Origin of the sequence: Paenibacillus macerans (genome assembly GCF_900454495.1) — a bacterium.
Lineage (GTDB): Bacteria > Bacillota > Bacilli > Paenibacillales > Paenibacillaceae > Fontibacillus > Fontibacillus macerans.
The window spans coordinates 248,468-269,485 of the sequence record NZ_UGSI01000002.1 but is presented as its reverse complement, the minus strand read 5'-3'; the positions used below and the strand labels follow the sequence as shown (position 1 = coordinate 269,485).

Sequence of the window (21,018 nt, the reverse complement as noted above, 5' to 3'; positions counted from 1 at the left end):
ATTCGTGATGGCTCAATCCCAGTATACTGAAACGGCAAAGGATCATAAAGACGGAAGGAGATATAAGTTAGACATGAAAACGCTGGGTTCAGCAGGTTCAGCAAAAATACGCACTGGGATCATCGGAGGGTCGTTAAACAATCAATGGGCCAGCCGGACTCATATTCCGGCCCTTACCCAAAGCACATGCCATGAAATTACCGCCATTGCCACCTCGAATATGGCATCCGCCAAGGAGAGTGCCGCTGCACTGGGTGTCACCCAGACTTTCGACGACTATCGGGAACTGGTGCGGTCCGAAAATGTGGATTTGGTGGTCGTCAGCGTCAAGGTTCCCCATCATTACGAAATGATCAAGGAGGCCATCGCCGCAGGAAAACATGTGTACAGCGAATGGCCGCTTGCCGTCACATCGGAAGAGGCGGAGGAACTGGCGGAGCTGGCTTCCCAAAAAGGGATTCATCATGCGGTCGGCTTGCAAGCTAGACAGTCGCCTGCGCTGCTGGATGCGAAGAACCGCATTTCGCGCGGAGACATCGGCCGGGTGTTATCCGCCTCCATGGCGGTATCCACCCCGGGCAAGGGAGGGTTTACGGAACAGAACGCCATCTATCTGCTCGAGGAAAAGTACGGGGCTACCTTGCTATCGATTAACGGGGGACACTCGCTTGACGCGCTTAGCTTTGTGCTGGGAGATTTGAAAGAAGTTTACGCAACCATGAACAGCAATTATTCAGAGGCTAAGGTGCTGGGAACCGGAGAAACCGTGCCGAAAGATACGGCCGATCAAATCATGGTTCACGGCATGCTCGAAAGCGGGGCATCAGTATCGGTCCATATTCAGGGCGGCACCTATCCCAAATTTGAATTGGAGATTCAAGGGGAGAAAGGGGTCATTCGCATTTCCCAGCCCCAGTCCCAAGGTCATGTTCAGTTCGGGGGATTGGTGGTCGAGCAGGCGCTGTATCCGTTAGGACACCTTGGGAGTTACGGAGATCACGAGACTCTCCAAAGGGTGTACGATGAGACCGAAGATGGTTCAGTAACCGTGAATCAAGTTCTGAAGGCTCACCGGTTGCTGGCAGAGGATATCCGCCAGGGGACGTTTCAGGCCCCCGGCTTTCATGAGGCCGCCCGCCTGCACCGTCTGCTGGAAACGATTCGGCAATCCGCCCTTACCGGCGAACGGCTCAGCACAATCTAATCGGGACGAGCCGATTTCAACCGTTGCTATGAACGTTTTTGTCAAGCCCTCCGTGTGAGAGGTGCCTGAGCACGTGGCGCGAGAGCAAAAATGCGAGCGACGGTCGGCACGCTGCTATCCGTGGGTTGGTACCACATGTTATGCCTTCGTCAAGGAGAGCTCTTGCAAGCTAGAAGCGCACGTTCAGTTACTCACCTAGTGCAAACGGTTGACGCAAATTCTCTCCCGGAACCTTCGTTTGCTCCCGGGCCTCGTGCTCAGGCGTGAGCTTGTCAAGCGCTTTTCTTGACAAGCGGTTAGGTTCAAATCAACACTTTTCCTATTCCTCATTGGAAATGAGGAACGCCTCACGGCGAGTGTGGGGGGTGCAGGGGGCAACGCTCCCTGCGTCTCCCCAAAGGGGACGGAAGGGGCGTTAGTTAGCCACCGGTTGTTCCACCGTTCGAGCAACAGCCCATATGAACCCGGTTAGCTCCCTGGCCACCGCGCCTACGGCCACATTTTTGTGTTTGTTCTTTCCAAAAATGAGATGACGGTATTTGTAATGCAATCTTTCTTGCGCTTTCCACGACAACAGTTGTATATCGGCCGGCATGCCATCCAAACGCTTGGCGAGATCTCCTTTCACCGCAGGCCGATGACGGTAGCTCCAGGCGGATTCCACCAAGGATCGGCGCAAGCGCCCGTTACCGGCTTTGGTCATACTTCCGCGCCGAGTACTCAGGCCGGTTGAACTCTCACGAGGAACCAACCCTAAATACGCCATGAGTTGGGCCGGGGAGCGGAAGCGAGTAAATGAACCGATCTCAGCAGCTAGAGTGACGGCCGTCAGTAGTCCAATCCCACGCAGGGACTGAAGCACCCGAATCAGAGTTGCCTTGGAGCCGACCGTGGCTTGCTGAACCAAGGCTTTTTCCAAACGCCCCATCCGCTGCTCGATCTCATTTAAGGTATGGAGCATCTCGTCGAAGGCTACTTGCATGGGCTCATAAGGGAATGTCAGTTGCTCCAGCCAGGAACGGTACTTCCGGGTCCAACGACGCTTTATCGTAGCCGGCGGTTCGATGTGATGGCGGAGCAGGAACTTCAATATCCGCTGGCGTGCCCGATGCGTGTCCTCTTTGGCGGCCTCCCGGGCGCGAACCAACTCCCGCAAAGCCTCGTCTTCCCGCTCCGGGACGTAGACAGGAGTCAATTCTCCTGCACGAAACAGACGGGCAAGCTGCTCGGCGTCCCGTCGATCCGTCTTCACGTGATCACCAGGGCGTTTGGGAATAAGCGACGGAGCAATGACAACGCAATGGGCTCCCATGGAGGTGATCCAGCGATAGGTTTCGTAACCTGTCGGACCTGCCTCATAACAAAACGATAGCGTTTCGGCCGGTCCCAGTTCTTTGATCAGCTTGCGCAGCGCCGCCGGGGTGTGAGGAATGCTCCCGTAATAGCGAGGAGTTTCACCGCTTGCATCTGCAATAGCAACCGAAATTTTTTCTTTGGATACATCTAAACCGACGAATTTTGTGGTAGACTGCATAGTATCAGCTCTCCTTTGCTATGTAGCTCTGAAATGGTTTGGTTTTCACTATCCATTTTAACCTACGAGATGTAGCAATATGGAGGGCTGTCTTTTGTTTACGTTCATCATAGCTAGTCATTTAGTCATGAAACGCATGCTCGAAAGCGCGGATGCATTTGCCGTCTTTCGAGCTATCCAATACCGCGAACCGGATTTCCGCGAACAACGATCCCCAGCCCTCATCATCCAGCAGCTCCAGCCACCAGCGGGCCACCTGCACCGGATCATTCCGGAACACGCCGCAGCCGTACGCGCCCAGAATGAGATGCGTATCGCCTTGGTTGGCGAAGATCGCCAAAGCTAGCCGCATCCGGTCTTTCATCACCCGCTTTGCTTCTTCCGGATCTTCTCCTTTGAGCAGAACCTGCCCGTAGTTGACGGCGGGCAGCGTCAAGACCGAAGCCGTAACCGGCCGTTCCAACAGGTTAAACCGCTCATCGCGGAAGAAGACCACATCAGGCGAGTAAATGGCATGGTCCGTGTACATCATGGAACGGTAGGCGCGATTTGCGGCATAGTAACCTTCGTTGCGCAGCTGCGTTTCGTACAGCCCGCTGGAGGCCGCCAAACTTTCTTCCTGGGCCATCGCGCCGTTCAAAAATCCGCCGCCCGGATTTTTCGCGCTGGCGAAGTTCAGCACGCCGACCCGGTCTTGGCCCGCTGCCGCAAAATCGAGGATCGCTTTTACGGTGGCCTCGTTCGCGACGGAATACTTCGCAGCTTGCTGTGATCGTGGCTGCATACGATAAGTTTTTACCAGTTCCGCCCCCTGGCCGGGAGTAATCAACTCGCTTCCCTCTTCCGAGCGCTTCTGCACCGCGGCAAAATCAACCCGGCGCCCTTCAAATTCATAGAAGCCTTGCCGCTGAATCCGCAAGGTATCCGCGGCAATTTCTTTTCGATTCATAGTTTATCCCCTTCTTCTCTCAGCATTTCGTCCCGCGCTTCGGTCAGTGCGAACCCCAGCAGGTTTTTGCCCCGCCATTTCAGCGGATTCTCCACATCCGGGTTGGACTGGCCCATGCCGATCCCCCAAATGCGGTCCCGCGGGCTGGCTTCCACCAGAATGCGGTTTTTCGTTGATTTCAGGTAATCCCCCAGTTGCGAATTCTGTGAAAATTTCGCCAAGCTGGCCCGCTTGACGATACCGTAGCACTCTCTGTCCCAGACATCCTTGTCAAAGTTTCGGACCGCGCGCCCGTACGCTTTCATTTCCTTGGGATGTTTCGCCTGCATGATCGCCGCCAGCATCTCATCATCCCCGAACAGCCGGGCCTTTTCCGCCATCATAAACTGCTCTGCGCAGGAGTACTCCGTCCCCTCTACAGTGAACGGACTCATCCACCACTGGCTGAAGCAGCTCTTATCCACGCTTCCGTCTTTGGGCGGCGTATGCCCCCAGAAAAACACGAACTTGAACGTTTTTCCGGCCACGTAAGCTTTTCGCAATTCTTCAATTCCGTAAATCATCGGTAATCCTCCATGTTTCTTCGATATAAACGCGATGGCCGGTGGCCCGCATTTTCCGTGTAATGATCCGTTTCCGTGACAAGGTCGGCCACTTTGCGCCGGAAGGCCGCCTTCAGCAGCTCTTTATCCAAAATTACCTCGTACACCTGCTGCAGCTCCGTTAAAGTAAACAGCTTCGGCATCAAATGAAGCGCGATATCCGTGTAATTCACCTTTCCCCGCAAGCGCTCAATAGCATAGGCGATAATCTTCGCATGATCAAAAGCCAGTCCGTCGTTGGACACGATGGAATATGATGTAGCCGTCGAAGCCGGCTTCGCGGTCACCGTCCGCTCCACAACCGCGGCCAGTTCAATCTCGCCGGAGCTGAGCCGAAGCTCATACTGCAGCGCCTTGATGAAACCGCCGTCGATCAGTTCCTTCCGCTCCCGCAGCAGCCGGTAGGATACCTTGAACCAGGCGGCAGCGTCAGCGTCGTCCCCCGCCTGCAGCTGCAATTGGCCGCTGTCCACCAGCGCCATATAACTGCAGCTCATTACCCAGGTGCGGGGATCGCGCCCCACGTCGCTGAACGTGTACAGCTGCTCCAGGTAAACGTCTTCTACGCCGGTCTCCTCCCGCAGCTCCCGCGCCGCGGCTTGCTCCGTCGTTTCATCCGGCCGGACAAAACCGCCCGGCAGCGCCCATTGGCCCAGAAAGGGATGCCCGCCCCGCCGAATGAGCAGTACTCTCAGCTCCTTCTCCGGAAGCTTGCGGTAACTGTCCGCATCCGCGTCCGTCACGGTGAAAATTACCGTGTCCGCGGCCACCGAGGGCCGTTCGTAATCCCCCGGCGAATACCGCCGCAAAAATTCGCTTTCCGTCAGTCCGTTGCGATCCAACATATCCACTAACTCCACCCGCCTTTTTTTGTTCTAATATAAGTTGAACTAATAATTTTGCGGCCGTTTCTTCAGAATCATTTCCCGCTTTTGCCTCTCTCCGCTCTTTTCTTTAGTTCAACTTCTATAAGAGCTCGCCAAAATAATTGCTGTAGGGCTTAAAGCCGGCCAGCACTTCGTCTACTTTGCGCATCCGCTCCTCCAGGCTTCCCCGCAGTGTAATGAAGGGAATCCGGCGTTCCTTCAAGTCGGCGATAATCTGTTTATGAAAAACATGCCGCTTCTGGTCGCCGCTGCGGTCCCACGTATCGTCGTACGGGATATCGTCGTCGCACAGGAAAAACAGGTCGTATCTCTGCGCGTTTTCCAGGGCGATCCGGGTCAGCAGCTCCGGCGCCCTTCCATGATAGTCCAAGGCGAACATATACGTGGTAATCGCATTGGTATCGACAAAAAGATACCGGTTCGCCCGAAGCAAAGCCTGCTCCTCCCGCTCGATATGCCCGAGGGCGATCTCGTCGAACGCCTCCAGGCCGATCCGGCGGTTTACCTGGTGCTCGGTCCAGTAGTCGCGCCCGTACTCGCTGGCGAACGTCGTCCCATGCCGCGCCGCGAGCGCCTCGGTGATCGTCGATTTGCCGGTCGACATCGCTCCCACGAACACCACCTTCGTGATTAAGTCCCGGTATACGATGTCGCTGATAAACTCCCGGTATTTATAAGGATCGGAACGGATCATCGTCGCCGAAATCGGGACTTCCTTGCGCGCTTCATCCACCCTTCTGTCCACCGCGCCCAACGCCAGGCTCATATGCTCCCCGTAAAACTCGCTGGAATAAAAATGCGTCACCTGCTCCCCATCTAGCAAGCCTAGAATATATTGCTCTTCGCGGATTTCATGTTCGCGGTCGTTCGAATAGCCGTCCGGGCCGTCCCAGGCTTCAATCACCCTGACCGCCGGATAGAGCTTGCGGATCCAGCCGGCCCGAATATGCAGCGGAATCGGCGTCACATCCGTCTCATAAATGACGACGATCAGTTCATCCACCTCTTGCAGCGCCGTTTCGATCATAAACTGATGCCCTTTGTGCAGGGGCGCAAACTTCCCCAACGTTAATCCCAGCGTCTTCATGCCAGACTCTCCTTTGCCCCTTTGTTCCAATTATAGTAGCCGTATACCGCGTTGATCAGATAGGCGCTCCACATCACGATCATCAGAACGCCGTCCGGGCTCCCCTCCAGCGTTCTGATCGCCCACAGCAGCACCGTGAACATGTTCAGCACAATATAAACGAGCCATTGCTCTTTGAACCGCTTCACCATTAACATCGTCGCCACAACCGACAGCACGGTCGTAACGGCATCGATATACGGGGAGTTCTGTCCCGGAATGAACGATAACCCGAACCCGAGCAGCACGCTGCCCAGGACGCAGGCGACGGCTACGAGCAGCAGGCCTCTGGCATCCATCTGCCGCATCGATAATTTACCCCCATCGCGGTGATTCCTCCACATCAGGAAACCGATGACGTTCATCGGCACAAAAAACAGCAAATTCAGCATTACTTCGCCAAACAAACCATTCACATACGCCAGATAAGCGTAGCCGAACGTGTTGTACATCCCGAACGCGTAGGTCGTCAGGTTGCCTTTGGCCGCAAAAACCACGCACAGCACTCCCGTAATAAACACCGTAAAACCAAACAAAGAGTCCTTCATCAGCACCGTGAGCGCGATCGCGATTCCGGTGAATAAAGCCAACCAGGTTAATTCGAATAAGCTCCAACCGCCCAACCCTTTTTTCACGTTGCATCCCCTCGGCTTTCGCACTTGTTAGTATATTTTTGATAATAACATTTTGTTAATATCAAAAATAGCAGAAGAGGAAGCAAAGGTCAAGCGATTTTTATGGAGGCAGTGTTGCATAATACTTTGAAATGAAGATCGACGCTGTAATATAATGGATGATAGCCATTTTAAGGAGGATGATAGACGATGGATTTACAAAACAAAACGGCGATTATTACCGGAGCGGGCAAAGGAATCGGAAAAGCGGCCGCGTTGGACTTGGCGAAGGAAGGGGTTAAGCTCGGCCTGCTCGCCAGAACCGGCGCCGACCTCGAAGCGCTGCAAGGCGAGTTAAAGCGTACATATGGCGTGGACTCTTATTACGCCGTAGCCGACGTCTCCAATCAAGAGGAAGTTAACTCGGCGGTTGGTCAGTTGATTGAACAGCTGGGTGCGGCCGATATTCTCATCAATAACGCGGGGATCGCCCAGTTCGGCACCTTGCTCGAGATGGACCCCGCCGAGTGGGAACGGATCATTCAAGTAAATCTTATGGGGACGTATTATGTTTCCCGCGCCGTACTGCCGACGATGATGAAGCAAAACCAGGGAACCATTATCAATGTGGCCTCCACCGCAGGGGAAAAAGGCTTTGCCACCGGCTCCGCCTACTGCGCTTCCAAATTCGGGGTGCTTGGATTGACGGAGTCCCTGCTGCAGGAAGTGCGGAAATTCAACATCCGCGTCACCGCCTTGACTCCGAGCACTGTCAATACGGAATTGGCCGTCAAAGCCGGCCTGAAAATCGGCGACGAAGACCGGATGATGCAGCCGGAAGACGTGGCCGAATTGATTACCGCCACCCTGAAGCTGCCGCAGCGCGTGTTCATCAAATCCGCCGGCATCTGGACAACCAACCCGCAATAAACGGAAAACGCCAGGAGCTCAGGGGCAACCCTCGGGCACTGGCGTTTTTGGTTAATTTTATTATATAGGGGCCCAGTATCTTCCGCCATGCAAACCGGTTTCCTGAAGGGCGCCGTTCGTTTCTTTCGTATTTTTTTCCACCGCCGATGACGGCTTGGCCGAGCTCTCAACGTCCGTGCTGCCGCATCCGGCCAGCAATGACAGGAGTATAACCCCTCCGATCCAAAACCTTCGTTTTCTCATCGTTCCCCTCCAACTGTTCATGATGGATAGCCCTGCCAAGCCATTTTTCCTCCATTATGTCGGATTAAGGCAAAAAAGGAAACCGCCTTGGCCATGGATATTATATTGAAGAATTTGAACCTGGTGAACCAGCCCGGAAAATTCCTTATTTAAAAAAAGGCACTAGTCCAAACCGTTAATCCGGAAAGACCATACACTAGACTAGATTGAAGCGAGGGGAGATAAAGAAAAATAGCTCTTAGGGGATTTGGCTTGCCTTTATACGGAAAAACGCGGGTGGAAAAAATGAAGAATGGAGTGAAAAAATATGGGATTAGGATTAGGAGCGGGCGCAGGATTTAGCTGCGCAGGATTTGGCGGTGGACTCTGGACTAGTACGGGAGTAATCCTGGTACTGTTTATTCTCTTGGTAATTATTAGTGTATCCTGGATTTAAGTAACGAGTACACCTCCCTTCCTTTATCTGTTGATTAGGAAATCACTTCAGATTGAACTGACGTCGCATATTGGCGTCAGTTCGTTTTAGTTCATCCTCTTAGTGAAATTCTTTGGGTACAGGGATGGAGCGCCTTTTCCGATCGACCTCGGCGAAAAGCCCCCCATCTTATGCCGGGAGTTCATTGCATTTCGTTGACATAGAAAATTTCAGGCCCTCGTTGACCGCCCCTTTATATTAACGGCAGGCGGTTCGTTTGATTTGCCGTTTGTCAGGGGCTTCTCCCCATAGCTCTGCAAAAGGGCGGCAACCTTTTCTTTATTCGGCATTGCCGCCGTTTCCGCCCCTTGTCCATAATTGGCGCCGATGTTCAGTCTTCCGGCCAGCTCTTTAACGCCCAAGGCCCCGATATTGTTGTTGGTCACCACCCGGTCAATCAACACCTTCTCGATATCCAGCGTTTCGATGTGAATGGGGGGCTGTTTTTGCCTTTGTTCCTCCGCCTCCGCCAGTTTAACCATCGTGCGGCGAAGCTTTTGGAGCTCTTCGATAATGCTGCGTCCGATATCCTGAACTTTCAGCTTTTCCAGCTCTAATTCCAGCTTCCTCAGCCGATCGTCCACTTCGTTTACTCGATCATTTACTTGATCGTTTGCGCCAAACCACTTTCTCCAAAATTGCCCCGCCATTTGTGCGATCACCTTTTTCTTATCCGGTTATGTATGTAGCCAGATCCGGTTGCATACTTTTTTAGTAAATCTAGCGATGAAAAAGAGGGATTGCCATGAAGAAAGTAAGGCAAATCAATTTGGGCTTAATCAAAGTCAATTCCATCGATTATGTTTCCTAGCTCTCCATAGGCGGCGTCAATCAAAAGCAAGCCTTTCAAAACTCCATGAAGATCAGTCAGTTGATTCGCCAACAAGCGGACCGATCGGTGGCTTTTCATTCCGTCATGAACATCGATGACCGGGATTTGTTTGATAGTCCGACCCGCATGTCAGACGAAAGCTAATCAATGATGACCTTCCTCCCTTGTACGGGTTTAATCGGAAACCGGATGAGCAGCAGCCCCTTATCCATGAAGGAAGTAACCTCCTTCGTGTCGACGCGGCCGGGCAAGCCGATAACTCGCTGGAAAGCGCCGTTATGCCTTTCCGATTTAATGAATGTAAATCCGTTGTAATTCATGTTCGGTTCTCCTTGTATCCTTAATTGCCTGCCCTCGATATATACCTCGATTTGGTCCTTGTTATAACCGGGCACATCAACAACGATCAGCATCTCATGCTCGCTTTTCAAGACATCAATCGGAGGATATTCCATTTGGGGAGAATCGGGCTGCTGCTCCATACCGGAAAAACTTTCGTTTAAATTTGAAGTATAGGCTTCGGAGGAATTTTTAAAGGGCTTTATTTGTTCGCGAAAGACGTCATCCCAAAATTCCTTGCCATGAAACTGCTGCGCGATTTCGAACCATTTTTTGAGCCTATCCATGTCCATTGATGCCCCCCCTTACTAAAATACATATTCAGAAAATATCCTCATATACATGTCGAAAAGGAGGGAGCGGGAATGTACGGAAGGCCTTCCATCATAACCAACAACATCTATATCCTTAAAATTAACTCCATTGAAAACGCATCTGCCGTGAATATAGGCGAGAATTATTTGATCGATTGGAACAATTCGTCCAAACATACCCATGGCTTCGGCAATAATTCCGGTGATGACAGCGGTTTCTTCGGCTTACGATCGGCTATCGACGATCGGGACCTAATCGATGCCCCGTCCTTCTTCAATAAGGTTAAGGAATTAAATTGCTGCAGCTAAGGAGGAAATGGCATGAACAAGAATTTTAGCCCGATGTTTGTGAATGTATTTGCTTTTAAGGTGAACACGCTAGATAGAGCATCGTCCCTTAGCCTTGGGTCCACGCTGCAGGAGGATGTGCTCGTATCAACGAAGCGAAGCCAGGGCGTAGAGTCTATGGGCGACTTATCCCCGTTTTATCTGACCTTTACGAACATTATGGACGCCGATCTGCTCGATTCCAATACGTCGAAGTCAAGCGTTGTGTAGGGCTCCGTACCCATTCTTGCAGAGCGCGGCAGCGGGAACCTTCAAGATCTCATCCCGCTGCCCCTCCAATGCCATATCAGGGCGTATCGGTCTTTTCACCTAAGTCTCTCCGCCTTCATTTCAGCGCCTTCGCCTCGTTTAAATAGCGGATAAGCCCAAAGCATAACTCTCCGGCCCAAGGGCATGCTATCTCTAAAAAAATTGGAGGCATGCTGTCCCGATGAATACACAAACTTTGGCGCCCCATGAATCCATGGACCTTCATGAGATGCTTAATTTCAAGACGCTTTGTCTGGCCAAATCCAAACTGATGCAAGGTCTCGTGTTTGACCAGGAGCTTAAAGATTTGATGCAAAAAGACGTCGTTCAATCCATTCAGGCAATTCAAGATCTGCAGGCCATTTACGCAAAAGTTCCTTTCCAGTCCCCCGTCCCCGAAAGCCGTCCCGAACCGATTTTGAATTAAGGGGGGAGCAAAACATGAATCACGATGATTTGGATCCGATCAACGCGCTGAATATGCCGGAAATGGCGGACATGACCTTCGCTATGGACTTTCTGATGCGGGCGAAGGAAGGGGTAAGAAATACGGCGATCGCTCTCACGGAAACGGCGTCTCCGGAAGCCCGCGTTCTGCTCCGCAATCAACTCCGGCAAGGAATCGCGCTGCACCAGGAAATCTCCGAACTAATGATACGAAAAAAATGGTTTCACCCTTACGAGCTGCAAGAACAATATCAGCTCGATCAGCTTTCGGCCAAAAACACGGTCATGATCGGGCAGATGAATTTATTCCCTGCGGATACGCGCCGCAAGGGCATGTTCGATCGGACGCCGGACGAACACCTGGGAGGGCATCAAGCATGAAAGCCGTCACTTATCAAGGAATCAAAAATATTGCCGTCAAAGAGGTGCCCTCCCCCAAAATCGAGAAACCCGACGATATGATCATCAAAATCACCAGTTCGGCCATCTGCGGCTCCGACCTCCACCTGCTTCACGGGATGATCCCCAATCTTCGGGAGAATTATATCATCGGACACGAACCGATGGGAATTGTGGAAGAGGCCGGCCCCGCGGTTACGAAGCTGAAGAAAGGCGACCGGGTGATTATCCCCTTCACGATCGCCTGCGGAGAATGTTTCTATTGCAAAAACCATCTGGAAAGCCAATGCGACAATGCCAATGAACACGGGGATATGGGAGGTTACTTCGGCTACTCCGAAAACACGGGCGGCTACCCCGGCGGACAAGCCGAATATTTGCGCGTTCCCTTCGCGAATTTTACCCATTTCAAAATCCCGGAAAACTGCGAAGAACCGGATGAAAAGCTGTGTCTGATCGCCGACGCGATGCCGACGGCGTTTTGGAGCGTCGATAATGCCGGAGTTAAAGACGGAGATACCGTGGTCATATTCGGCTGCGGTCCCATTGGGCTGCTGGCGCAGAAGTTCGCCTGGTTGAAAGGGGCAGGGCGGGTGATCGCCGTCGATTACGTCGACTATCGTCTGCAGCATGCGAAGCGCACGAACAACGTGGAAATCGTCAATTTGGAGCAGCATGAGAACGTTGGAAACTATCTCAAAGAACTGACCAAAGGCGGCGCGGACGTCGTCATCGATGCGGTCGGCATGGACGGGAAAATGAGCGACCTGGAGTTTTTGGCCAGCGGGCTGAAGCTGCAAGGCGGAACGATGAGCGCTTTGATTATGGCCGCCCAGGCGGTCCGCAAGGGTGGAACGATCCAAGTCACCGGGGTGTACGGCGGACGTTATAACGGCTTTCCGCTTGGCGACATCATGCAGCGCAATATCAATCTCCGCTCGGGACAAGCCCCGGTCATTCATTACATGCCGTATATGTACGAACTGATCACCACGGGCAAAGTCAATCCCGGCGATATCGTCACGCACGTCATTCCGCTTAGCGAGGCGAAACACGGGTATGAAATGTTCGATACGAAAACGGAAGATTGCATCAAAGTCATCCTGAAGCCTTAAGTACAAAATCAATATAGGAGGAGAAGCCAAATGAATCCGACGGCATACGGCCTGCACGAAACCTTGGAAGTCCATGAACTGGCCGCGTTCAAAACGCTTTGCATGACCAAGTCCAAAACGATGCAGATTCTGGTTGCGGACCCGGAATTGAAGCAGATTTTGCAGCAAGATGTCCTGGTGACCACGCGGCAGCTTCAAGAACTCAGCGGAATTTTATCCAATTCGGGCTTAGGGGAGGTGAGCCCATGATTCCTATTCTGGAACGTATGATGGGTGTGGACACGTTGACCGATGAAATCATCGCCATGGATTTTTTACTGAGCGCCAAAACCGGGGTCAGAAACTACGCCATGGCCGTGACGGAATGCGCCACTCCGGAAGTCAAAGCCATTTTGGCCAAACAACTGGAGGAAGCGATCAACACGCATGAGATGATCGTCGACTACATGATGAGACGCGGATTCTACAAGCCTTACGCGATAGACGAGCAAATCGGGCGGGACCTGCAAAACATTCAAACCGCTCTGAACATCCCGTCCTGACCTTTGCAAGTGTGCCCGAAAACAAGGAAAAGTCCCTCCTGTCGCTGAACAGACGAGGGACTTCCCAAGTGAAACGCTTTTGTATTCCGTTACGTTAAATCGGCAGCAGCTTCACGGTTTCTTTCGCTTTCAAGCTTTCAACCATGTCGTACCAGGACTGCGGCTTGTTCGGCAGTACGGTATAGTAACGCTGCAAAAACTTCACGATCAGATCCGTTTGCAGCGTCTCCTCGTTCCCGCCCATCGGAAGGAAACAAAGATCAAGCCCGGTGACCGCCTCCCCGTCATTGTTCCAGGACGGATGGACATAAGGGAAATCGAGGCGCTTATATCCGAGATGCGACAACACCTCGCGGCGCACATAAGGGTCCATCGGTTTTACGCCGCCGAATTCATGGTCCTCCACCCGATACGGATCGTAAATTTCCGCAAACATGCCGAGCAGCTTTTTCCCGTTCGCTTCGGCCAAGGCGTGCAGATCCTTTAATCTTTTGTCCGCCAAAAACCGTCCGATCCCCAGCCCCGCTTGGCCGATGATCGTAAAATCCGTCATCGCAACGTTGAAGTCTTCGTAATACCGGTACTCCGTAGCGCCGACCACTTGACCTTCATGCACCGCGACAAACACGCGGATGCCCGGGTCTTCCAGCGGCTCTTTCCAGAGATCGAATTCCAGCACTTCTTCCGGCGGAAAAATGTTTTGCATCAGCTGATGCATTTGCTTAAATAAAGGGTCCTGAATATTCGTAATTCGCGTATATTCCATGAGTTTAGGCCTCCTCCTATTTGAATGTTACGGGATAAAAAGGATTTTTCCATTCCATCAGCGCGGCATAATTGCGCGATTCCTCATCCTCCAAATAATCCGCTACGACGGTGACGGGAGTTCGGCCGCAGCGAAGGAGGAAGGTAATGACGGGGTCCTTTAATTCACCTTTGAGCACCGTCTCCAGGTACTGCTCCGCCGTCATTTCATCCGCCTGCTTGTGATAGCCGGGCATTCTTCCTCCGCCCAACAAGCGTTCCAGCTCTTTATGCACGACAAGGTCATACATGGACAACATCAGCCATTTGCCAAGCCCCAGCTTGCGGTAGGACGGCCGTACGCTGATATCGACGACGTACAGCGTATTCCCCTTGGGATTATGGTTGCGGATATAGCCGTTATCGGTAACCTCCGCCCAGGAATGCTCCGGTGCGCGCGGGTCAAAGTCGACCAGCAAACCGGTCATCGATCCGGCTATTTCCCCATCCGCCTCGACGCATAAAGCCCCTTCCGGAAACAGCTCAACATGCTTGCTTAGCTGCTCGGTGTTCCACCATAATTCCGCAGGAAACGGCGGCGGAAAGCTTTCCTGCTGAATGCGGATCAAGCCCGGAAAATCCTTCTCCTTATAATTTCGGATGACCGCCGGAACCGGCCGGTCCCCGTCAAACACAAACAGCTCTTTCCGATACATCGCTTGCGCCTCCATACGCTGAAGTGGTCCTCCGCTTATTTCCAGTCGGTGTAAAGATCCGTCCGCCGGTCGCGCCAAGTGGTGACAGAGCCTTTTTCCCGGACCTGGTACAACAGCTCCAAGTCCAGATCCGCGGTGACGATCATGTCGTCGTTGATCTCGCCTTCCGCCAGGATGCCGCGCGGCGGGAACGGAATATCGTTCGGCGTAATCACCGCCGCCTGCCCGAAATTGGCCCGCATGAAGTCCACCGTCGGCAGCGAGCCGACCGTACCGGTCGTAACGACGTAGACCTGGTTTTCGACCGCTCTGGCGTGGCTGGTATAACGGACCCGGTGAAATCCGTGACGATCATCCGTGCACGAAGGACAGAAAATCACATCCGCCCCTTTGGCCTTGGCCATCCGGACGATCTCCGGAAATTCAATGTCATAGCAGGTCAACATGGCGATCGTCCCCTTCTCGGTTTCGAACACCTGGAGGCCGTCGCCGGGGGTCATTTTCCATTCGTTCACCTCGGTCGGCGTAATGTGCAGCTTGGCCTGCTCGGCGATTTTTCCGTCCGGATAAAACAAGTGGGCCACATTATACAGCCGGTCTCCCTCCCGGGTCACATGCGTGCCGCCGATAATATGCATCTTGGTCTGTTTGGCCAATCCGGAAAACAAAGACCGGTACTGCTCCGTAAAGCCAGGCAGCTCCTGAATCGTTAGCGCCCTGCCTTCACTGTTCCCGATGGACATCAGCTGGGTCGTAAAAAACTCCGGAAACAACACAAAATCCGCGCCGAACTCCTCGGCGGTTTTGATATAATGCTCGACCTGCCGGGCGAATTCCGCGAACGAGTTTATCGTATGAAGATGATACTGAACGGCGGATACTCTCAGTTTCATGCGTTTGCTCCTTTCGATTCCATTCATAAAGGATGTATTTTTGTTAAGCTCAATCTCGAAATCGGCGCCTGACTTCAAGGTCAGTTAGCCAAACCATTCGTTTGGTTAACGAGGAAGTTTCCGGGTCCCCAATCTTTCGCTAACGGTTGTACACGCGCTTATTTAACCGAAAAGACGGGAGTTCAATCTCTAACGGATGCAGGCGCGCTTATTGTGGTGAAAAAGGATCGAATCCGCAGGAAAAAAGCAAAATAAGCTCTACCGCAACCGTTAAATTAGTTTTCCCCTACATTTTGCCGAAATAACGAGGCTGACAACCGTTAGAATAACAGCTCGCTTTAAGGGCTGCACCTTACCGATCGTCAAACGCCGTTTTTGGCTTCAATCCTCAGTTACTCTCCAAACTTTCTTATTGCGACAACAATATTTCTTAAAATATAAATGTTTCCCGGTTCGTAAGGCAAGCAAATTATTTCAATTATCGAAAATATAATGAAGATTCCATAGAACATGAATATGGTAAAATGAGGTATATCTTCTAGTTGCCCAAATATACTTCTTTTTTCATGAGGTGAAGAACATGACCCTGTTGAAGGAAAGTGAAGCCATCGATGAACTCAAATTAAAGTACGACCAAATTTGGAACAATATTTTGCATTGTGAAGTAAGTGAGGCCAAAAGATTGGTTAACGGATTTGCTGAGCAAGTGAATTTCCATTATATCAAGAAATCCGAGACTCGCGAATTCAAAGATTACCTAAAAACTCCTTATCCGTATATTGCCATACTGGTTGGAATCGCCATTCCGGTCACTGCGTTCCTGCTCATCCTCCTCTTGCCGTAAGGAAGGCAAGGCTAACGGACCTGGACACCTTTTTCACCTGTAACGTTATTTCCGGTTCGGTCCACTAGCTGATCCCTTCATGACGCGAGACTCCCTCCTCTATGCCCTCCCTGTCATTATACCCGGAAATTTCCGGAGCCAGTTAGAAGCAACAGCAATCGCAATGGATCGTCATAAGATCATAACATTGGTTTGTTAAAGTAAACATCAACTGAGTTATTTACCTGTTAAAAATTTTCAATATCATTTAAATTAAAAAGAAACGACTGCCGGAGGATAAAATGAATATCAAAAGGATCAAATATTTCATCGATCTCGTGGAATGCCGAAATTTTACGGAAACGGCCAAGAAAAATTTTGTGTCGCAGACGACGGTCAGCCAGCAAATTGCCGCGCTTGAAGACGAGTTCAACACCCAATTAATCGATAGAAAGCAAATTCCGATTGAGCCGACGAAAGCGGGATGGCTTTTTTATGGCGAGGCCGTTGTGCTCTGGAAGCATTATAACCGTATGAAAATGAATATGGAAAACTTTCAAAAATACAACATCCAGTTGTTGAGCATAGAATACGCCGCGATTACGGATGTCCAAAGTTTGTTGAAGTTGATTCCCTCGTTCAAAGAAAAGCATCCGAATATCAAACTTGAACTCCATAAAGTGTTGCTTAAGGATATCGCCGAACTTCTGCAAAAAGGAGTATATGACGTGGCGGTTGCCTTCGACTCGGAGTTTGAAGGAAAAAAGGATATTCGCACCTATCCCCTGTACAGCGGCCGGTATTGCGCGGCTGTTAGTAAACAGCATCCCCTTTTCCATTATGAATCGATCTCGAAAGATAAGATATATGAATATCCGCTTGTCATGCTGAGTCCCACGGCTATTGGAAACTCCTATTATTTGATGATCCGGCATGCGATTGCAGACGGCTATCATCCCAACATCCAACGTACCGCCGACGATGTCGAAACAGAGCTGTTTTATATTATCACGGAGAATTTAATCGGCTTTTTCCCGGATAACTACCATCTCGCTTACCTGAAGGAAGAAGTCCGGTTAATCCCGCTCGAAGATTCACACCATACCTTTAAGATCGAAGCCGGTTATCTGAAAAACAATACGAACCCGGCATTACAAGCCTTTCTGCAGCAGATCCGGCATTCGTTTTCCCAATAGCCCATAAGTTTTTTGTGTTAGATATTGTTATTTTTTTCACATACTATATAAGTGTAAAATCATTTCAGCAAGGAGTGGCGACGATCATGGGTAAATTGTTGTTGACCGGCGTGGACGGAAATCTGGGGAAACAAGCGGCGAAATATTTATTGGAACTGGTGGATAAAGATCAAATTATTTTTTGCGCCTATGATCCGGTATCTTTACAAGAGTACGCGGAACAAGGGATTGAAACGCATGTGACCAATTTTAATCAACCGGACGGCCTTGCGGAAGCTTTTGCTTACGCCGACAAACTTGCTTTGATCTCCATGCCTTTTGTCGGTACGAAACGTCAAAACGCCCACAAAAACGTGGTCGATGCCGCAAAAGCAGCCGGCGTGCAACAAATCATCTATACTTCGCTGGTCAACGCAGCCGATGATTCCAATCCAAGCGTTGAGAAACTGGACCATGTTTATACCGAAAACTATATTAAAAGTGTCGGGTTGGACTATATTTTCCTTCGTAATTCGCAATATGCCGAGGCCATGATTACCAATTACTTCACTTATGTGAAGGGAGACGGGGTGTTAAAAAACAACCAAGGCGACGGCAAGATGGCCTATATCTCACGCAAAGATTGCGCAAAAGCGGTCGCTTACGCACTGGCCTCGGGCGATTATCATGAAGCGATTCTAAATATCAACGGTCCCGAGTTAATGACGATTTCCGACTTTATCGAAATCGGAAATGAAGTAACGGGGAATCACGTCACCTACAAACAGATCACGGATGAAGAAAATTACGCTGTCTTTGATGCCATGGGCGTTCCGAGAACAACGGACGGCGAATTTAAAAAAGATTCCGAAGCGCCATACTCCTCCGATGGCATGGTTACTTTCGGACAAGCGATCCGCCTGGGAAAAATGGATGCATTCACGGACGACTTCCGGAAACTGACGGGCCAAGCGCCAGTGACCGTGAAATATATGTTCGAACATGCCGATGAATTCCAGGTTGGCGAGCGGCACTCGAAAGATAATTAAATAAAACAGAGGTACAGAAGGCACAAAAAAGAGGGGGCTTCCCCTCTTTTTTACTGTACGCTTTTGGTTTGGCTGCCTCGTTGGATGTTTAAAGCCGTCCCGCTCACCCAAACCGCTGCGTTTTGTACCATTTGGTTTTTCTGCCCGTTATTTTGTCGATGATCATGGAATAGCAAGCGCGCAGGGAAATCACCAGAAACAGCTGGGAATAAGTGAAATAGGATACGCAGGATAAAATAAAGTTCTCTTTCGTGCTTTGTCCAATATCGGTGGACAGCGCCAGGTTGATTTGCAGCACAAAAAGGTAGTACATCAACCCGGACGCAATCACCAGGTGCACATACACATCCCCCGCAAATTGAAAAGGCGAAACCACCCCCGGGTTGAACAAAGCGATCGCCCCGTAAGCCAGATTGACAAGGAAGATGATATCGGCGACGATCAAGGCAAGCAAAAACCAGAAATAACTCGCCGCGAAATAGAGCACATGCAGCTTAATGCGCCAGCTTGACCGGTGAAACAAATGATGGATATTCTCCATCACCACGGAGAAATTCCCTTTGGCCCACCGTGTCCGCTGCTTCAGATACACGCCGAGCCGCTCCGGTTCCTGCTGATAGGCTTCCGCCTGGGGCGCCAGCGCAATGAGCTGTCCCCTCGCCATAATTTCAAACGAAATGGCCGTATCCTCCGTTATCGCCTCCGTATCCCAGCCGCCGATCTCGCGGATCAGCTCCGTTTTGATGATGAAATTCGTTCCCGGGATCGTCCCCAGCTTAAACAGCTCCCACAATCCGGTATGATAAATCCGCTGGGCCGTCACCAACTCGAGATTGATGCATTTGGTCAAAAAATTTTGCCCGCGGTTCCTCGCCTTATTCCGCCCGAAGACCGCTCCGTAGGTCTCGGGGTCTTCCAGCGCTTTTTCAATCAAAAAGTATAACGCGTTCCGCTCAGGCGCCGCGTCGGCGTCAAAAATACAGATCCACTCGTTGTTGACATACTGCAGCGCATCATTAAGCGCTCCCGATTTGCCGCCCGTTCCCGTCCGTTCGAAGATCATAAAATCCCGGTCCCGAAACGCTTCCTTATGCTTGAGCGCCTGCAGTTTGCCCGCGGTATCGTCGCTGCAGTTATCGGCAATGACGATAAGCTGGACTTTGTCCTGGGGATAATTCAACCGCAAGATATTTTCCGCCGTGGCGGCGATCACCAACTCTTCATTATGCGCGGGCACCATGACGGTAACCCTGGGAAAGTGCTTCATCCCCTCCGGATCGGGAACGGTCCATTCCTGACGGCTCTGCCTGAAAATAAACCGGACCGCCCCGCACATAATCAAAATCGCCTCAAAGACGGCCGCCCAAATGCTTATAATGGAAAACAACAATAATAGATCAGCCACTGACTTTCCTCCGGTCGTATTTTCGAGTTACACGGGACCGAAAGACCAGTGTCGCGATAAACAGTCCCAGAACCGCGAGGGCGAAAATCAGGCTGACCGCAGTGCATAACGGGATGAACCATGCGGTATAAGACATCTCCTTCTCCTCCTGCTGCCAATCATCCAAAACGAACTCGCTATGGGTTCAAATGTATTCCCCGATCAAATCCGTTTCGGTATTGCGTTCGAGCGCGGCAATGACCGCGTCCGCATTTTCATACTTGCTGAACTGCTCCTTGTTAAAAACCAGCGCCCCGGCCCGGATTACCAGATTCAGCTTGCGGCCTTTCCGGTCCTCAAGCGGAATGTCCGTCAGCGTACTTTTCATCCGTTCCGTCAGCGCCTTTAAATACGCCTGGTTTGTCATCGGGAGCAGAACGATAAACCTTCCCCGGTCTAACGCAAACTTGTAATCCTCGTAACGGATTTGTTGCTGGATGGCTTCCGACAAAGAAGCGAGCAGCCGGGCATACCCTTGCGAACCGAGGGATTCCTGCACCATCGGCAGAAAATCAATTTTAAACATGGCCAGGCAAAAGTTGTATACGTCCGAATAACGATGAGCGAGGTTGGACTGCTTCACCAGCGTTTCCGCAAAGGCCTCCTTATTGCCGAGAGAGGTATCCGGATCCACTTCCGGATTTCTGCGCTGCAGTTCCTCAAGCCGCTCCATGAGCCGCTTATTGCGGATCAACCCGGCCTTGATAAACGCGGCTGCGGCCGCATTGGCCGGAAGCAGCCACCACCAGGAAAACGACAGCACTCCCGCTTCGGCATAAGCCGAAAACCATACGAAATACGCAACCATATAAACAAAAATAAAAACGGCCGAGGCCCCGGCCGGAGCCAGAAAGCCCAGCAGCAGCGCGGCCAGGCAGCCGATACTGAACCCCAGATCGACGATGGCTAACGATTGTTCTCTAAAGACATGAATATACACCAGCAGTTCCTGCAAGATCGCCAACCCGATCAGCAGCGCGTACCCCCAGACCATGCGCTGGACCAATCTTTTATTCCTCATGTTT

27 protein-coding genes are annotated in these 21,018 nt (G+C 51.4%); 13 read left to right on the top strand and 14 right to left on the bottom strand.

All coding sequences use genetic code 11. The features are described from left to right. Nucleotides 1-73 precede the first annotated feature (73 nt). Nucleotides 74-1,204, top strand: coding sequence for a Gfo/Idh/MocA family protein (locus DYE26_RS24360; protein ID WP_036618607.1), 1,131 nt, complete (start codon nt 74-76; stop codon nt 1,202-1,204). Between the two features lie 415 nt (nt 1,205-1,619). Here the strand turns inward: DYE26_RS24360 and DYE26_RS24355 are convergent, their stop codons facing one another. The 6 genes from DYE26_RS24355 to pnuC all read right to left on the bottom strand — a co-directional run bounded on the left by DYE26_RS24355 (nt 1,620) and on the right by pnuC (nt 6,937). Further along, entirely contained in the window at nt 1,620-2,738 is a 1,119-nt protein-coding gene (locus DYE26_RS24355; protein ID WP_036619064.1) for an IS110 family RNA-guided transposase, read from the bottom strand. A 121-nt stretch (nt 2,739-2,859) separates the two neighbouring features. Further along, nucleotides 2,860-3,687: a TIGR02452 family protein gene (locus DYE26_RS24350; protein WP_036618600.1), complete on the bottom strand. Its 828-nt coding sequence runs from the start codon at nt 3,685-3,687 to the stop codon at nt 2,860-2,862. Next, entirely contained in the window at nt 3,684-4,250 is a 567-nt protein-coding gene (locus DYE26_RS24345; RefSeq protein ID WP_036618598.1) for a riboflavin biosynthesis intermediates N-glycosidase, read from the bottom strand. The genes DYE26_RS24350 and DYE26_RS24345 overlap by 4 nt, the downstream gene beginning before the upstream one ends. Continuing rightward, nucleotides 4,247-5,140 carry an NUDIX hydrolase gene (locus tag DYE26_RS24340; RefSeq protein ID WP_036618595.1) on the bottom strand — a complete coding sequence of 298 codons (894 nt, stop codon included), beginning with the start codon at nt 5,138-5,140 and terminating at the stop codon, nt 4,247-4,249. The genes DYE26_RS24345 and DYE26_RS24340 overlap by 4 nt, the downstream gene beginning before the upstream one ends. A gap of 115 nt (nt 5,141-5,255) precedes the next feature. Beyond that, on the bottom strand, nt 5,256-6,263 hold the full coding sequence (locus DYE26_RS24335) for an AAA family ATPase (protein ID WP_036618592.1): 1,008 nt from the start codon (nt 6,261-6,263) through the stop codon (nt 5,256-5,258). Next, nucleotides 6,260-6,937: a nicotinamide riboside transporter PnuC gene (gene pnuC / locus DYE26_RS24330; protein ID WP_036618590.1), complete on the bottom strand. Its 678-nt coding sequence runs from the start codon at nt 6,935-6,937 to the stop codon at nt 6,260-6,262. The genes DYE26_RS24335 and pnuC overlap by 4 nt, the downstream gene beginning before the upstream one ends. A 189-nt stretch (nt 6,938-7,126) precedes the next feature. Between pnuC and DYE26_RS24325 the strand changes: the two genes are divergently transcribed. Further along, the gene (locus DYE26_RS24325) at nt 7,127-7,846 is read left to right on the top strand and encodes a 3-ketoacyl-ACP reductase (protein WP_036618581.1); all 720 of its coding nucleotides are present in this window, start codon (nt 7,127-7,129) and stop codon (nt 7,844-7,846) included. A gap of 60 nt (nt 7,847-7,906) precedes the next feature. Here DYE26_RS24325 and DYE26_RS24320 read toward each other — a convergent pair whose 3' ends face one another. Next, nucleotides 7,907-8,089: a hypothetical protein gene (locus tag DYE26_RS24320; protein ID WP_036618578.1), complete on the bottom strand. Its 183-nt coding sequence runs from the start codon at nt 8,087-8,089 to the stop codon at nt 7,907-7,909. A 307-nt stretch (nt 8,090-8,396) separates the two neighbouring features. Between DYE26_RS24320 and DYE26_RS34350 the strand changes: the two genes are divergently transcribed. Beyond that, nucleotides 8,397-8,525, top strand: a complete 129-nt coding sequence (locus DYE26_RS34350; RefSeq protein ID WP_227872798.1) for a YjcZ family sporulation protein — start codon at nt 8,397-8,399, stop codon at nt 8,523-8,525. Between the two features lie 209 nt (nt 8,526-8,734). Here the strand turns inward: DYE26_RS34350 and DYE26_RS24315 are convergent, their stop codons facing one another. Next, nucleotides 8,735-9,214 (bottom strand): hypothetical protein, encoded by a 480-nt coding sequence (locus DYE26_RS24315; RefSeq protein ID WP_036618576.1) that lies wholly within the window; start codon nt 9,212-9,214, stop codon nt 8,735-8,737. A gap of 322 nt (nt 9,215-9,536) precedes the next feature. Further along, nucleotides 9,537-10,028 (bottom strand): Hsp20/alpha crystallin family protein, encoded by a 492-nt coding sequence (locus tag DYE26_RS24310; RefSeq protein ID WP_036618573.1) that lies wholly within the window; start codon nt 10,026-10,028, stop codon nt 9,537-9,539. Between the two features lie 72 nt (nt 10,029-10,100). On the opposite strand from DYE26_RS24310, the gene DYE26_RS24305 reads away from it, so the two are divergent. From DYE26_RS24305 to DYE26_RS24275, 7 genes are all read left to right on the top strand, one after another. After that, entirely contained in the window at nt 10,101-10,358 is a 258-nt protein-coding gene (locus DYE26_RS24305; protein ID WP_036618571.1) for a spore germination protein, read from the top strand. Nucleotides 10,359-10,370: 12 nt separating this feature from the next. After that, nucleotides 10,371-10,607 (top strand): hypothetical protein, encoded by a 237-nt coding sequence (locus DYE26_RS24300; RefSeq protein ID WP_036618569.1) that lies wholly within the window; start codon nt 10,371-10,373, stop codon nt 10,605-10,607. A 220-nt stretch (nt 10,608-10,827) separates the two neighbouring features. After that, on the top strand, nt 10,828-11,073 hold the full coding sequence (locus DYE26_RS24295) for a hypothetical protein (RefSeq protein ID WP_036618566.1): 246 nt from the start codon (nt 10,828-10,830) through the stop codon (nt 11,071-11,073). 14 nt (nt 11,074-11,087) lie between these two features. Next, nucleotides 11,088-11,474 carry a spore coat protein gene (locus tag DYE26_RS24290; protein ID WP_036618564.1) on the top strand — a complete coding sequence of 129 codons (387 nt, stop codon included), beginning with the start codon at nt 11,088-11,090 and terminating at the stop codon, nt 11,472-11,474. Then, nucleotides 11,471-12,607 (top strand): zinc-dependent alcohol dehydrogenase, encoded by a 1,137-nt coding sequence (locus DYE26_RS24285; protein WP_036618561.1) that lies wholly within the window; start codon nt 11,471-11,473, stop codon nt 12,605-12,607. Before DYE26_RS24290 ends, DYE26_RS24285 begins: the two co-directional genes overlap by 4 nt. 30 nt (nt 12,608-12,637) lie before the next feature. After that, nucleotides 12,638-12,856 (top strand): hypothetical protein, encoded by a 219-nt coding sequence (locus DYE26_RS24280; RefSeq protein ID WP_036618549.1) that lies wholly within the window; start codon nt 12,638-12,640, stop codon nt 12,854-12,856. After that, entirely contained in the window at nt 12,853-13,149 is a 297-nt protein-coding gene (locus tag DYE26_RS24275) for a spore coat protein (protein ID WP_036618546.1), read from the top strand. Before DYE26_RS24280 ends, DYE26_RS24275 begins: the two co-directional genes overlap by 4 nt. A gap of 94 nt (nt 13,150-13,243) precedes the next feature. On the opposite strand, the gene DYE26_RS24270 is transcribed toward DYE26_RS24275, so the two are convergent. The 3 genes from DYE26_RS24270 to DYE26_RS24260 are packed head-to-tail and all read right to left on the bottom strand — an operon-like array spanning nt 13,244 to nt 15,502. Next, nucleotides 13,244-13,915, bottom strand: a complete 672-nt coding sequence (locus DYE26_RS24270) for a GNAT family N-acetyltransferase (RefSeq protein ID WP_036618544.1) — start codon at nt 13,913-13,915, stop codon at nt 13,244-13,246. Between the two features lie 16 nt (nt 13,916-13,931). Continuing rightward, complete coding sequence (locus DYE26_RS24265) at nt 13,932-14,609, bottom strand: GNAT family N-acetyltransferase (RefSeq protein WP_036627276.1); 678 nt, start codon at nt 14,607-14,609, stop codon at nt 13,932-13,934. 35 nt (nt 14,610-14,644) lie between these two features. After that, nucleotides 14,645-15,502 (bottom strand): carbon-nitrogen hydrolase family protein, encoded by an 858-nt coding sequence (locus tag DYE26_RS24260; protein WP_036618541.1) that lies wholly within the window; start codon nt 15,500-15,502, stop codon nt 14,645-14,647. A 580-nt stretch (nt 15,503-16,082) separates the two neighbouring features. Between DYE26_RS24260 and DYE26_RS24255 the strand changes: the two genes are divergently transcribed. The 3 genes from DYE26_RS24255 (at nt 16,083) to DYE26_RS24245 (ending at nt 18,549) form a co-directional block, all read left to right on the top strand. Then, nucleotides 16,083-16,346, top strand: coding sequence for a hypothetical protein (locus DYE26_RS24255; protein WP_036618536.1), 264 nt, complete (start codon nt 16,083-16,085; stop codon nt 16,344-16,346). Between the two features lie 281 nt (nt 16,347-16,627). Further along, a complete protein-coding gene (locus DYE26_RS24250; protein WP_036618535.1) occupies nt 16,628-17,521 on the top strand; it encodes a LysR family transcriptional regulator in 894 nt (297 codons plus the stop codon). 86 nt (nt 17,522-17,607) lie between these two features. Continuing rightward, nucleotides 17,608-18,549: an NAD(P)H-binding protein gene (locus DYE26_RS24245; RefSeq protein ID WP_036618534.1), complete on the top strand. Its 942-nt coding sequence runs from the start codon at nt 17,608-17,610 to the stop codon at nt 18,547-18,549. Between the two features lie 103 nt (nt 18,550-18,652). On the opposite strand, the gene DYE26_RS24240 is transcribed toward DYE26_RS24245, so the two are convergent. Beyond that, entirely contained in the window at nt 18,653-19,954 is a 1,302-nt protein-coding gene (locus DYE26_RS24240; RefSeq protein ID WP_036618532.1) for a glycosyltransferase family 2 protein, read from the bottom strand. Between the two features lie 184 nt (nt 19,955-20,138). Then, complete coding sequence (locus tag DYE26_RS24235; protein ID WP_036627275.1) at nt 20,139-21,014, bottom strand: GGDEF domain-containing protein; 876 nt, start codon at nt 21,012-21,014, stop codon at nt 20,139-20,141. Between the last annotated feature and the right edge of the window lie 4 nt (nt 21,015-21,018).

What these genes read in the sequence shown, in the direction of transcription:
- DYE26_RS24360 (WP_036618607.1), top strand. Translation starts at nt 74, where the DNA reads ATGAAAACGCTGGGTTCAGCAGGTTCAGCAAAAATACGCACTGGGATC.
- DYE26_RS24355 (WP_036619064.1), bottom strand. Translation starts at nt 2,738, where the DNA reads ATGCAGTCTACCACAAAATTCGTCGGTTTAGATGTATCCAAAGAAAAA.
- DYE26_RS24350 (WP_036618600.1), bottom strand. Translation starts at nt 3,687, where the DNA reads ATGAATCGAAAAGAAATTGCCGCGGATACCTTGCGGATTCAGCGGCAA.
- DYE26_RS24345 (WP_036618598.1), bottom strand. Translation starts at nt 4,250, where the DNA reads ATGATTTACGGAATTGAAGAATTGCGAAAAGCTTACGTGGCCGGAAAA.
- DYE26_RS24335 (WP_036618592.1), bottom strand. Translation starts at nt 6,263, where the DNA reads ATGAAGACGCTGGGATTAACGTTGGGGAAGTTTGCGCCCCTGCACAAA.
- DYE26_RS24325 (WP_036618581.1), top strand. Translation starts at nt 7,127, where the DNA reads ATGGATTTACAAAACAAAACGGCGATTATTACCGGAGCGGGCAAAGGA.
- DYE26_RS24320 (WP_036618578.1), bottom strand. Translation starts at nt 8,089, where the DNA reads ATGAGAAAACGAAGGTTTTGGATCGGAGGGGTTATACTCCTGTCATTG.
- DYE26_RS34350 (WP_227872798.1), top strand. Translation starts at nt 8,397, where the DNA reads ATGGGATTAGGATTAGGAGCGGGCGCAGGATTTAGCTGCGCAGGATTT.
- DYE26_RS24315 (WP_036618576.1), bottom strand. Translation starts at nt 9,214, where the DNA reads ATGGCGGGGCAATTTTGGAGAAAGTGGTTTGGCGCAAACGATCAAGTA.
- DYE26_RS24310 (WP_036618573.1), bottom strand. Translation starts at nt 10,028, where the DNA reads ATGGACATGGATAGGCTCAAAAAATGGTTCGAAATCGCGCAGCAGTTT.
- DYE26_RS24305 (WP_036618571.1), top strand. Translation starts at nt 10,101, where the DNA reads ATGTACGGAAGGCCTTCCATCATAACCAACAACATCTATATCCTTAAA.
- DYE26_RS24300 (WP_036618569.1), top strand. Translation starts at nt 10,371, where the DNA reads ATGAACAAGAATTTTAGCCCGATGTTTGTGAATGTATTTGCTTTTAAG.
- DYE26_RS24295 (WP_036618566.1), top strand. Translation starts at nt 10,828, where the DNA reads ATGAATACACAAACTTTGGCGCCCCATGAATCCATGGACCTTCATGAG.
- DYE26_RS24290 (WP_036618564.1), top strand. Translation starts at nt 11,088, where the DNA reads ATGAATCACGATGATTTGGATCCGATCAACGCGCTGAATATGCCGGAA.
- DYE26_RS24285 (WP_036618561.1), top strand. Translation starts at nt 11,471, where the DNA reads ATGAAAGCCGTCACTTATCAAGGAATCAAAAATATTGCCGTCAAAGAG.
- DYE26_RS24280 (WP_036618549.1), top strand. Translation starts at nt 12,638, where the DNA reads ATGAATCCGACGGCATACGGCCTGCACGAAACCTTGGAAGTCCATGAA.
- DYE26_RS24275 (WP_036618546.1), top strand. Translation starts at nt 12,853, where the DNA reads ATGATTCCTATTCTGGAACGTATGATGGGTGTGGACACGTTGACCGAT.
- DYE26_RS24270 (WP_036618544.1), bottom strand. Translation starts at nt 13,915, where the DNA reads ATGGAATATACGCGAATTACGAATATTCAGGACCCTTTATTTAAGCAA.
- DYE26_RS24265 (WP_036627276.1), bottom strand. Translation starts at nt 14,609, where the DNA reads ATGTATCGGAAAGAGCTGTTTGTGTTTGACGGGGACCGGCCGGTTCCG.
- DYE26_RS24260 (WP_036618541.1), bottom strand. Translation starts at nt 15,502, where the DNA reads ATGAAACTGAGAGTATCCGCCGTTCAGTATCATCTTCATACGATAAAC.
- DYE26_RS24255 (WP_036618536.1), top strand. Translation starts at nt 16,083, where the DNA reads ATGACCCTGTTGAAGGAAAGTGAAGCCATCGATGAACTCAAATTAAAG.
- DYE26_RS24250 (WP_036618535.1), top strand. Translation starts at nt 16,628, where the DNA reads ATGAATATCAAAAGGATCAAATATTTCATCGATCTCGTGGAATGCCGA.
- DYE26_RS24245 (WP_036618534.1), top strand. Translation starts at nt 17,608, where the DNA reads ATGGGTAAATTGTTGTTGACCGGCGTGGACGGAAATCTGGGGAAACAA.
- DYE26_RS24235 (WP_036627275.1), bottom strand. Translation starts at nt 21,014, where the DNA reads ATGAGGAATAAAAGATTGGTCCAGCGCATGGTCTGGGGGTACGCGCTG.